Source organism: Acidocella sp., from assembly GCF_028687955.1.
Classification (GTDB): domain Bacteria; phylum Pseudomonadota; class Alphaproteobacteria; order Acetobacterales; family Acetobacteraceae; genus Acidocella.
In genome coordinates this window covers 1-11,259 of the sequence record NZ_JAQTZC010000004.1, presented here as the reverse complement: position 1 = coordinate 11,259, position 11,259 = coordinate 1, and the positions used below count along the sequence as shown (strand labels likewise).

Here is an 11,259-nt window from a genome sequence, read left to right as displayed (position 1 = left end):
CCTTGCCGGGATTAAACTCTGCGGCAGAGACTATCCAGACGGTCTGTAAGCCGGGTTCTGTCCACATCTTTAACGATGCTGGACGGCCATTCCTCTGGGACGGACCTTGCGGCCCGCCTCAACGCGACCAACCCGGGCGGCGGGTCGAAAACACCCCCGCGCTCATATCCTGAGATACAACGCCGGCCGCCCCTATTCGGTCTTGCTCCCGGTGGGGTTTACCCTGCCAACCCTGTCACCAGGGTTGCGGTGCGCTCTTACCGCACCGTTTCACCCTTACCCCGGACAAGCCGCGGCGGTTTGTTTTCTGTGGCACTGTCCCTGGGGTCGCCCCCGCCGGCTGTTAGCCGGCACCGTATTTCCGTGGAGCCCGGACTTTCCTCCAGCGGGTTGCCCCGCCAGCGGCCGTCCAACCGTCTGGATGCGCGCTCATAGCACCTTTTCAGGCCCGCGCGTCAATCAGCGCCCGCAGCGCCGCCGCGCGCCCGGCCGTCAAGGCATCGGCCGCCCCGCTCAGATGCGCCGGCAAAAAATGCCGCTGAAACGCCAAAATCACATCGCGCGCGGCAAAGCGCGTATCATAGCCGATCGCCGCCAGATCATCGCGCAAATCGCCCGGCGGCGCGAACCTCTCGCTCCACAGCCCAACCCCCGCCGCCGCCAGCGCGCGCCAGCCGAACAATTCGCCGGGGTCCTGCTTGCGGTCCGGCGCGATATCGGAATGTCCCACCACATTGCGCGCCACAATCGCAGGCCAGCGGCCCAGCACCTCCAGGCACAACGCCGTCACCGCCGCCATCTGGCGCTCGGGAAACGCGCGATAGCCAAATTCATGCCCCGGATTGACGATCTCAATGCCGATTGAAGCATCATTCAGCCCGCTCACCCCGCGCCAAAAGCTCGCCCCCGCGTGCCAGGCGCGCTTCTCCTCGGCCACCAGGGCATAAACCGCCCCATCCTCGTCCACCACATAATGCGCCGAAACCTTGGCGACGGGGTCGCGCAACCGCGCAATCGCCGCCTCGGCGGTCCGCATGCCGGTATAATGCAGCACCAGAAACGCAACCCCGCCCGGCCGTTCGTCAAAATTCGGCGAAGGCGCTGAAATCAAAGCTTCCGCTCGCGCTTGATAGCGTCATACGCCGCGTTGATCCGCGCCACCCGGTCAGAGGCCTTCTTCATCGCTTCGGCGGGCATCGCCTTGGCCGCCAGCGTATCCGGATGGTTCTCGCGCATCAAAGTCTTCCACCGCGCGCGGATCTCCTCTTTCGTGGCCTGCGGTTTCAATCCCAGCACGGCATAGGAATCCTCAACTGGCGGCGGGGCCATCGCGCCGCCGCGCGCGGCACGCTGCGCCGCGTCCAAATCCAGCCCGAAGCCCTGCGCCACGCGGGCGAGAAAATCCGCCTCCGCCGCATTCACCGGGCCATCCGCCCGCGCGATCTGGTACAACCCGCCCAGCACCTGCTCCAATATACCCGGGCTGTCCGAAAACGCCTGGCCGAGCTGCACGGCATAACTCTCAAACCCGGCCGCCGACTCGCGCGCGCTGTCAAACAGCCGCCCCACCTCGGCCACGCTGCCCTCGGGGATGGCAAAACTGCGCCGGAACGCATCTATCTCCACACGCCCCACCGGGCCGTCGCATTTCGCCAGCTTGGCCGCCAGCACCGTCACGCCAACCGCAAAAATCTGGTCACGCCGCCCCAGCATGGCAGCCGCCCGCGCGCGCTCAAAAGGCAACGGCCGGCCCGCGAAATTGAATCCGTTCAAACTCCCCTCATCGGCGGCATGGCCCATCGCCGCGCCAAACAGCGCGCCCACCGGCCCGCCCATGGCAAAGCCCGCCATACCTCCGATAATCTTGCCCCAAATCGCCATATGCCCAACCTAACATAGCCTGGCCCTTGAACCCAACCCGGCAATCATACATCAACCACACCATCTCTCACGGCGGAATATATGACAGGCTGGCAATTCTGGATCGATCGCGGCGGCACCTTCACTGATATCGTGGCCCGCGCCCCCTCGGGCCAGATCACCACCCGGAAACTCCTCTCCGAGAACCCTGAACACTACCAGGACGCCGCCCTGGCCGGCATCGCCGCCTGCCTCGGCCTGCCCCCTGGAGCGCCGATTCCACCCGGGGCTATCGTTCAGGTCAAAATGGGCACCACTGTCGCCACCAACGCGCTGCTGGAGCGCAAGGGCGCGCCCGCCCTGCTGCTGGTCAACCGCGGCTTCGCGGATCTGCTGCGCATCGGCAACCAGTCCCGCCCCCGCCTGTTCGACCTCGAAATCAAGCGCCCCAGCATGCTCTACACAATGGTGGCCGAGGTCTCCGCCCGCACCGGCGCTGACGGCGCCATCATCGAACCGCTGGACGAGGCCGCCGCCCTGCAAACCCTGCGCGCCGCCCGCGCGCGCGGCATCGTCTCCGTCGCCATCGTTCTCATCCACGCCTGGAAATACCCGGAGCAGGAACAGCGCCTCGGCGAACTCGCCGCCCAGGCCGGTTTCACCAGCATCTCCCTCTCGCATATCGCCAGCCCCCTGCTCCGCCTCGTCCCGCGCGGGGACACCACCATGGCCGACGCCTACCTCTCTCCGATCCTGAAACATTACATCGCCCAGGTTTCCCAGGGCTTAAACCACGCGCCTTTGTATTTCATGCAATCGCACGGCGGCCTCGCCAGCGCGGAAAACTTCTCCGGCAAGGATGCCATCCTCTCCGGCCCCGCGGGCGGCATCACCGGCGCGGCACGCACCGCCGCCCAGGCCGGGTTCCACCGCGTCATCGGGTTTGACATGGGCGGCACCAGCACCGACGCCGCCCTCTACGACAACGGTTTCGCCCATGCCTTCGAGACCGAGATCGCCGGCGTGCGCCTGCGCGCCCCCATGCTCGCCATCAACACCGTGGCCGCCGGCGGCGGCTCCATCCTCAGTTTTGACGGCGCGCGCCTGCGCGTTGGCCCCGAAAGTGCCGGCGCCAACCCCGGCCCCGCCGCCTACCGCAAGGGCGGCCCGCTCACCATCACCGACGCGAACATCCTGCTCGGCAAAATCCTCCCCCATCATTTCCCAGCCATCTTCGGCCCCAATGGCGATGAACCGCTCGACACCGCCATCGTGCATGCAAAATTCACCGCCCTGGCGCAACAGGTCGCCACCGCCACCGGCGCCCCGACCACCCCGCAATCCCTGGCCGAGGGCTTCATCCGCATCGCCGTCGCCAACATGGCCCACGCCATCCGCCAGATCACCGTGCAACGCGGCATCAACCCGGCGGATTTCACCCTCGCCTGCTTCGGCGGCGCGGGCGGCCAGCACGCCTGCCTTGTGGCTGACGAGCTAGGCATCGACACCATCTTCATCCACCCTCTCGCCGGTGTGCTCTCCGCCTATGGCATCGGCCTGGCTGATTTCAGCCTGGTCCGCGACCAGGCGGTTGAACACCCCTTCACGCCCGAATGCATCGCCCTCCTCACCGCCACCGCGGCCACCCTGGCGGAAAACGCCGCCACCGCCCTGCGCGGCCAGAACCCCGGCGCGCAAATCACCACGGCCACCACCGTTTTGCTGCGTTATGCGGGCACTGACACAGCCCTGCCCGTCCCGCTCACCACCCACGCGCAAATGGCCGGGCAATTCGCCGCCGCCCACCAGCGCCTCTTCGGCTTCACCACGCCGGAAAAACCCCTCGTCGCGGAGGCCGTGGTGGTTGAAGCCACAGCCCCCGGCGCGCATGTTCCCGAGCCGGAAATTTCCGCCAAACCCCACCCCGCCCCGCTGGAGAGCGTCAATATCTTCACCGGCGGAAATCCCCTCGCCACCCCAGTTTATGACCGCGGCGCCCTGGGCGCCGGCACCATAATCCCCGGCCCGGCCATACTGCGCGAACAGAACGCCACCACCATCATCGAACCCGGCTGGAGCGCCACCATCACCGCGCAAAACCATTGCATCCTGCGCCGCACCACCCCGCGCGCAGCCACCCTTATCGCCGACCCCTCCCGGCCGGACCCGGTGCTGCTCGAGCTTTTCAACAACCTCTTCATGGCCATCGCCGAACAGGCCGGCACCGTGCTGCGCAACACCGCCCAGAGCGTGAACATCAAGGAACGACTTGATTTCTCCTGCGCCATATTCGATTCAACCGGCGGGCTTGTCGCCAACGCCCCGCATGTCCCCGTCCACCTCGGCGCCATGGGCGCTTCCGTCCGCCATGTCATCGCCCGGCGCACCGCCACCCTCAAACCCGGCGACGCCATCGCCCTCAACAACCCCTACGCCGGCGGCACCCACCTGCCGGACATCACCCTCATCACCCCCGTCTTCGACGAAGCGGGGACAAAAATCCGCTTCTTCACCGCCTGCCGCGCCCACCATGCCGACATCGGCGGCCTCACCCCCGGCTCCACCCCGCCATTTTCCAAAACGCTTGAAGAAGAAGGGGTTGTGATCGACAATTTTCACCTCATCTCAGGCGGCGTCTTTCAGGAAAACGCGTTCCGCGCCCTACTCGCCGCCGCGCGCCACCCCGCCCGCAACCCGGACCAGAACATCGCCGACATCAAAGCCCAGATCGCCGCCAACGCCACCGCCGCCAATGCGCTAACAACCATCATCGCCCGCTACGGCTGGGACGTGGTGCACGCCTACATGGGCCACGTCATGCACAACGCCGAAGCCGCGATCCGCCAGGTCATCGCCAAACTCCACGACGCTGATTTCACCTACACGATGGACAGCGGCGCCCCCCTCAAGCTCAAAATCACCATCGAGCGCACAACCTCCAGCGCCACGATTGATTTCACCGGCACCGGCCCGGCCGATCCCGGTAATTTCAACGCCCCGCCCGCCGTTACCACCGCCTGCGTGCTCTATGCCTTCCGCTGCCTCACCGGAGCTGACATCCCCCTCAACGAGGGCTGCCTCAAGCCACTCACCATCATCATCCCCGAGAACAGCTTTCTCTCCCCGCCGCCCGGCCGCGCCGTGGTGGCCGGCAACACCGAGGTCTCCCAGGCCCTCACCGCCGCCTTGCTCGGCGCGATGGACGCCTGCGCCAGCGCCCAGGGCACCATGAACAACTTCCTGTTCGGCGGCGCCAAACTACAGTATTACGAAACAATCTGTGGCGGCTCTGGCGCTGGTCCCTCATTTCATGGCACCTCTGCCGTCCATACGCATATGACCAACACCCGCATCACTGACCCTGAAATCCTGGAGCTGCGCTATCCTGTCCGCGTTGAAGAGTTTTCCATCCGCCAGGGCTCAGGTGGTGCCGGCACCTTCACGGGCGGCAACGGCGCCGTACGCAAAATCCGCTTCCTGGAACCCATGACCGCCACCATCGTCGCCTCCCGGCGCACCATCGCCCCCTTTGGCCTGCACGGCGCCGCCCCCGGCGCGCGCGGCGAGCAATATATCGATCGCGCCAATGGCACGCGCGACTACCTGCCAGGCTGCGCCCAGGCGCAGCTCAACGCGGGTGACGCCTTTGTCATCAAAACTCCCGGCGGCGGCGGCTATAATCTGCCGTGAACAAAAAACTCCTCTGGCTCATCCCCCTCGGCCTCCTCGCCGCTGCCGCCGCCGCCGTGCTGGCGCTGCCCGGCTTCGTCGCCTCCAGCGCGCACCGCGCCCGCATCGAACAACTGGCCTCCAGCCTCACCGGCCGGCAAGTCCACATCGCGGGCAAACTCACCCTCAGCCTGCTGCCCTCGCCTGAGCTCAACGCCGGGCAGATCACCATCACCGGGCCAGACAACGAGGTCATCACCGCCCGCGCCCTCACACTGGACATCTCCCTGCCCGCCCTGCTGCACGGCCAGCTCAGCGCGCAAACCCTCACCCTGGAGAGCCCCACAATCGCCTTCCCCTGGCCATTGCCCGGCGGCCCCAAATCCATCGCGCTCCCCGGCTGGCTTGCCGCCCTGCACGCACAGATCCACCACGGCGCCATCAGCCTCGGCAGCGTGCATTTCGCCAATGTTGATGCCGATCTCTTCACCGGCGCCAACGGCGCCGTCACCATCTCGGGCACCGGCAATCTGCAAGGCAACAAGCTCAACCTCACGGCCGCACTGGGCGCCACCGCCCTCACCGGCGCCGCGCCGCTCTCGCTCACCGCCGGCAACGGCCCGCTCAGCCTCAACCTCTCTGGCACCCTCGGCGGCGACAGCACCTTAACCGGCCAGCTCAGCCTCACCGCCCCCGGCACCTCCGGCAACGCCAATCTCACCGTCACCGCCACCGCGGCCACCGCCGATGCCCTGCATCTCAACATCGCCAAAGCCAGCCTCACCGGCAGCGCCGCGCTGGATTTCTCCCAGCCCGCCCTCACCGCCACGCTGGACGCCCGCAATCTTGACCTCACGCCACTGCAACATCTGCTCCTGCAACAGCTGCTCCCGGCCTGGCCCAGCCTGCCCGCAACGCTCGCGCTCACCGCCAGCAACATCACCTACAACGGCCAGAGCCTTCCCGCGCTCACCACCAGCCTCAACCTCTCCCCCAACGGCCTGAACGTGCAATCCCTGAAGGCCACATTGCCCGGCGCCACCACCCTGGCCGCCAGCCTGCAAATCTCCACCGCCGGAGCAATCACCGGCCATGCCAGCCTCAACAGCCCGGATCTGCCCAGCCTGCTCGCCGCCTACGGCCTCGCCCCACCCCCGGCCTGGACCTCGGCTACGCTCTCCACCGGCCTTTCGGGCACCACCAGCCAGCTTTACCTGAACAACCTCACCGGCAGCCTGGGCCCCAGCCATCTCTCCGGCGGCCTCATCATCACCGGCCACCACGCCACCGGCGCCCTCAATTTTGACCGTCTGGACCTCACCCCCCTGCTATCCTGGCGCGGCCAGCGTCCCGGCCATTTCACCGCCGACGGCCAGATCACCGCCGCGCACGCCACGCTCGGCCCGCTGCCTCTCACGCATCTGTTGCTGGACGGCGCGTTGAACCACCAGCTCAACATCCGCCGCATCTCCGCCAACATGCTGGGCGGTCTCGCCGCCGGCAGCGTCACGCTGGATGCCCAGGGCAACATCACCGCCGCGCGCGGCTTCCTCTCGCTGCCCTCCGCCGCCCCGCTGGCCGCGCTGGCGCCCGCTTCCTGGCCGCACCTGCCCGCCGCCCTGGTGCAACCGCGCCTCAACCTCACCCTGGCCGCCCGTGGCCCGGCCAATGCGCTCGCCGCCAGCGCCGTCGCCACCCTGGGCGCCTTCACCCTCACCGCCACCCCGGTCATCAACCTCATCCAGCCCAGCGCCTCGGGCGCCATCTCCTTGCAGCACCCAAGCGCCATCGCCGCGCTCAACATCTTCGGTCTCTCGCAGGGGCTCACCTATCCCGGCGCCGGCTCCATCGCGCTGCGGGCTGATTTCATGGCCGTTCCAACCAGCTTCGGCCTGCCAAATTTCATCCTCTCCTTCGGCAGCCTCATGGCAGACGGCCAGCTCATGAGCAACAAGGGCATCATCTCCGGCCAGATCGCCGCCGGCACCCTCGCCCTGCCACCCATCCCAGCCGGTTACGCGCCGCCCTGGTCCGCGCTCGCCGCCGCCCAGGGCAAAATCAGCATCACGGCGGACCGCGTGCTCTACGGCGGCAAGCCCATCCTCGGCGCCACCGCCGCCAGCCTCACTTTCGCCCCCGGCAGCCGCCTCACCCTGGCGCTCTCCCAGGCCAGTCTCGCAGGCGGCACGCTGGCTGGCAGCCTCACGGCAACCACCGCCGGCAACCAGCCCCCGGCGCTGACAGCGCAGTTCACCGCCAGCCATATCGACTCCACGCAGCTCAACCTGCCGCTGGCCTTCCCCTACAAGCTCTCCGGAAATTTTAACGCCTCAGCCGCCCTCACCGCCAGCGGCTACACCCCCAAAACCTGGGCCGCCACGCTTGGCGGCAGCCTCAGCCTGGATGCCGGCAATGGCCAGCTTAACGGCTTCACCCTCGCCGGGCTGGCCCATGCCCTGCACACGCCAGACCGCGCCAAAGCCCTGCACACCGCACTGACCAGCGGCGCCACCAGCTTCACCGCTCTGGCGTTCTCTGGCACATTCAGCCATGGCAACTGCACTTTGAGCAACGCCAGCCTCACCAGCCCGGCGGGCAACGCCAGCGCCACCGGCAGTATCGATGTTTTTGGCAATACCCTCGCCCTGCGCCTGGCCCTAAGCCCCCGCGTCACCCCGCCGCTTACCATCAACACCATGTTGCTCGGCAGTTGGACAAAGCCGAAACAATATCCGCGGCTCAAACCCGCTCTGGACTGGGTGCCCCCCGCGCCGCCGCTTCCTGCACCGCCAATCCCCGCGCCGCCGCAATAATACCAGCCCGCCAAGAGCTTGACTCTCTGGGTTTGGTGGCGGGCTGGTATTATGTAAAAATCCTCACAAACGCTCCCCGTGAAGCGCCCGCTACCCGGCGCGCGCTTTTATCAACGCCAGCGCGCGGCTAAACGCCGCATCCGCATCCATCTCGGTGGTATCAAACAAAATCGCATCTGCCGCGGCCACCAGTGGCGCCGCCGCCCGCCTGGCATCCGCCTCATCACGCGCCGCCAGATCGGCGCGCACCGCCTCCAGCGTCACCTCATCGCCCTTGGCCCGCAGCTCGGCATGCCGCCGTCCCGCCCGCGCCGCCAGGCTCGCCGTCACGAATAATTTTATCTCAGCCTCGGGGAAAATAATCGTCCCGATATCGCGCCCATCCAGCACCGCGCCGTTTTCATTGCCGAACCGCCGCTGAAACGCCAGCAGCGCCGCCCGCACCTCAGGGATTGACGCCACCTGGCTCGCCGCCTTGCTCGCCGCCGCATCGCGCAGATCGCCCCTGGCGAAATCCTCCGCCCGCAGCGCCCGCGCCGCCGCCGTTGCCGCCACCGGGTCAGCCGGATCACCCCCCGCCTCCAGCACCAGCCGCCCCACCGCGCGGTAGAGCAGCCCGGTGTCGAGATACGGCAACCCCAGCGCCGCCGCGATCCGGCGCGCCAGCGTGCCCTTGCCCGCCGCCGCTGGGCCGTCGATGGCGATGATCATGGCGCCAGAATATCCGCGCCCAGCCGGCGCATCAGCGTCACAAACCCCGGAAACGAGGTATCGATGAAACGCGCATCGTCAATGCGCATCGGCGCGCGGGTGGCCTGGCCGAACACCAGCGCGCTCATCGCCAGCCGGTGGTCCATATGGGTCTCCACCAGCCCGCCGCCCGCGGGCTGCGCGCTGCCATGCACGATCAGGTCGTCCCCCTCGATCTCGACCCGCACGGCCCCCGCCCGCAGCATGGCGGCGGTTGAGGCCAGCCGGTCGCTCTCCTTCACCCGCAGCTCCGACAACCCCCGGAACCGCGACACCCCGCGCGCGCAGGCGCAAGCCACCGCCAGCACCGGATATTCATCAATCATGCTCGGCGCCCGCGCAGCAGGCACATCAACCGCCACCAGCGCGGTATGCTCAACATGAATATCGCCAACGCTCTCGCCACCCTGAATCCGGAAATTGCGGATCTCCAGCGCCGCGCCCATCTCACGCAAAGTATCAAACAACCCGGTGCGCAGCGGATTCAGCCCGACACCGCTGATCACCAGCTTCGAGCCCGGCACCAACAGCCCCGCCACCAGCGGAAACGCCGCCGAGGAGGGATCACCCGGCACCGCCACATCGGCCGCGCGCAGCTCCGGCTGGCCGGTCAGTCGGATCAAACGCCCCCGCCCGGCCTGCGTCACCTGCACCTGCGCGCCAAAATGCGTGAGCATGTTCTCCGAATGGTCGCGCGTCGGCTCCGGCTCCTCCACCTCGGTGATGCCCCGGGCATTCAGCCCCGCCAGCAAAATCGCCGATTTTACTTGCGCCGAGGCCACCGGCAACCGATAGGTAATCGGCAGGGCATCCCGCGCGCCCTGGATGGTCAACGGCAGCCTATTCCCCTCCCGGGCGATGAACACCGCCCCGGAAGCCTTGAGCGGCTCTATCACCCGTCCCATCGGCCTCTTGCGCAGGCTCGCATCGCCGGTCATCACCGAGGAAAAATCATGCGTTGCCAGAATTCCCGTCAGCAGCCGCGCCGCGGTGCCGGAATTGCCCATGTCCAGCACATCCTCCGGCGGCGTCAGCCCGCCGATTCCCCGGCCCGATACCAGCCAGTCGGCGCCATCGCGGGTAATCTCGGCGCCCAGGGCGCGCATCGCGGCGGCGGTGCGCAAAACATCCTCCCCCTCCAGCAGCCCTGTTATGCGCGTCTGGCCAACCGCCAGGGCGCCGAACATCAAGGCCCGGTGGCTGATCGATTTGTCGCCGGGAACAGCGATTTCCCCGATGAGCGGGTTTTTGGGACGGTTGGCAGCCAATGGCCGTGCGGGTTGAGTCTCCATGCCGCGCCGCTTAGCATAAGCTTAGCGGTTTGACATAGCTGGCTGGGCATGGCATCGCGCCGCCCTTGTTGAAATCGCGTTCAGAGCAGAGGTTGGGCATGGCGAAACCGGAACTAGGATCAAAACACACCTGCGTGTCCTGCGGGGCTCGGTTTTTCGATCTCGGCAAAGAGCCGGCGGTCTGCCCGAAATGCGCGACCGAGCAGCCTGCCGAGCAGCCGCGCCTCAAGCGCGCCGCGCCGCTGCCCGAGGAAGTGAAGAAAGTCATCAAACCGGCGGCGGTTAACCCGGACGATGTGGATGTCGAGGTCGTCGATGACGGTGACGATGAGGATATCCTGGAAGATGACGATCTGGACGACGATGCCGACGTGCTCGACGCCGATATCGACGTGCAGCCAGAATCCGACGACGCCGAACGCTAAACCGTTTATCCGGCCACAAAAAACCTCCGGCCGTCGCCCATTGCGCTGACCGGAGGTTTTTTATTTCAGGCGTTATCCGGGCCGGAGCGCCTGGCTAGAGTATCCGTTGTGATCAAGCGGCTTTTTTGCCCCAATGCCATCCTGCTTTGAGTAGAGCGTTTGCAGCGCCAGTTGCCGCTTTCCCGTGCGATTGGTGCGAAGCCGGCGAGACTGGCGTAGCCGTTCTCTCGCCTCGGCCAAGGACAACCCAGGGCCGCTACCCGGCATGGCTGGGTCAATCGGTTTCGCCATCCGGCGATGCCAATTGATATTGCCGTGCAATGTTTCGCGCGATGATCCGGCTGAATATGCCTGCGGCTTGGGCGATGTTATACCAGTCAGCCTTAAGGCTGACTGGTATGCGCGCGGGGCTGGTGGGGCGGCCGCGCGCAAAATCAAGAGCTTATACCA

At 66.9% G+C, this 11,259-nt stretch carries 7 protein-coding genes and 1 other RNA gene; 3 read left to right on the top strand and 5 right to left on the bottom strand.

What is annotated here, in order from left to right; translation table 11 throughout:
* Positions 1-30 precede the first annotated feature (30 nt).
* The 3 genes from rnpB to PHE40_RS00955 all read right to left on the bottom strand — a co-directional run bounded on the left by rnpB (position 31) and on the right by PHE40_RS00955 (position 1,881).
* An RNA gene (gene rnpB / locus PHE40_RS00965) (RNase P RNA component class A) lies at positions 31-421 on the bottom strand.
* Positions 422-442: 21 nt separating this feature from the next.
* The gene (locus PHE40_RS00960; protein WP_299956710.1) at positions 443-1,111 is read right to left on the bottom strand and encodes an N-acetylmuramoyl-L-alanine amidase; all 669 of its coding nucleotides are present in this window, start codon (positions 1,109-1,111) and stop codon (positions 443-445) included.
* On the bottom strand, positions 1,108-1,881 hold the full coding sequence (locus tag PHE40_RS00955; RefSeq protein ID WP_299956708.1) for a TerB family tellurite resistance protein: 774 nt from the start codon (positions 1,879-1,881) through the stop codon (positions 1,108-1,110). Before PHE40_RS00955 ends, PHE40_RS00960 begins: the two co-directional genes overlap by 4 nt.
* 81 nt (positions 1,882-1,962) lie before the next feature.
* Here PHE40_RS00955 and PHE40_RS00950 point away from each other — a divergent pair, with 81 nt between their 5' ends.
* Both PHE40_RS00950 and PHE40_RS00945 read left to right on the top strand, forming a co-directional pair.
* Positions 1,963-5,550 (top strand): hydantoinase B/oxoprolinase family protein, encoded by a 3,588-nt coding sequence (locus PHE40_RS00950; protein ID WP_299956705.1) that lies wholly within the window; start codon positions 1,963-1,965, stop codon positions 5,548-5,550.
* Positions 5,547-8,342, top strand: a complete 2,796-nt coding sequence (locus PHE40_RS00945) for an AsmA family protein (RefSeq protein ID WP_299956702.1) — start codon at positions 5,547-5,549, stop codon at positions 8,340-8,342. The genes PHE40_RS00950 and PHE40_RS00945 overlap by 4 nt, the downstream gene beginning before the upstream one ends.
* A gap of 90 nt (positions 8,343-8,432) precedes the next feature.
* On the opposite strand, the gene cmk is transcribed toward PHE40_RS00945, so the two are convergent.
* Both cmk and aroA read right to left on the bottom strand, forming a co-directional pair.
* The gene (gene cmk, locus PHE40_RS00940) at positions 8,433-9,053 is read right to left on the bottom strand and encodes a (d)CMP kinase (protein WP_299956699.1); all 621 of its coding nucleotides are present in this window, start codon (positions 9,051-9,053) and stop codon (positions 8,433-8,435) included.
* Positions 9,050-10,384 carry a 3-phosphoshikimate 1-carboxyvinyltransferase gene (gene aroA / locus PHE40_RS00935; RefSeq protein ID WP_299956697.1) on the bottom strand — a complete coding sequence of 445 codons (1,335 nt, stop codon included), beginning with the start codon at positions 10,382-10,384 and terminating at the stop codon, positions 9,050-9,052. The genes cmk and aroA overlap by 4 nt, the downstream gene beginning before the upstream one ends.
* A 98-nt stretch (positions 10,385-10,482) precedes the next feature.
* Here aroA and PHE40_RS00930 point away from each other — a divergent pair, with 98 nt between their 5' ends.
* The gene (locus PHE40_RS00930; protein WP_299956694.1) at positions 10,483-10,809 is read left to right on the top strand and encodes an FYDLN acid domain-containing protein; all 327 of its coding nucleotides are present in this window, start codon (positions 10,483-10,485) and stop codon (positions 10,807-10,809) included.
* Positions 10,810-11,259 lie beyond the last annotated feature (450 nt).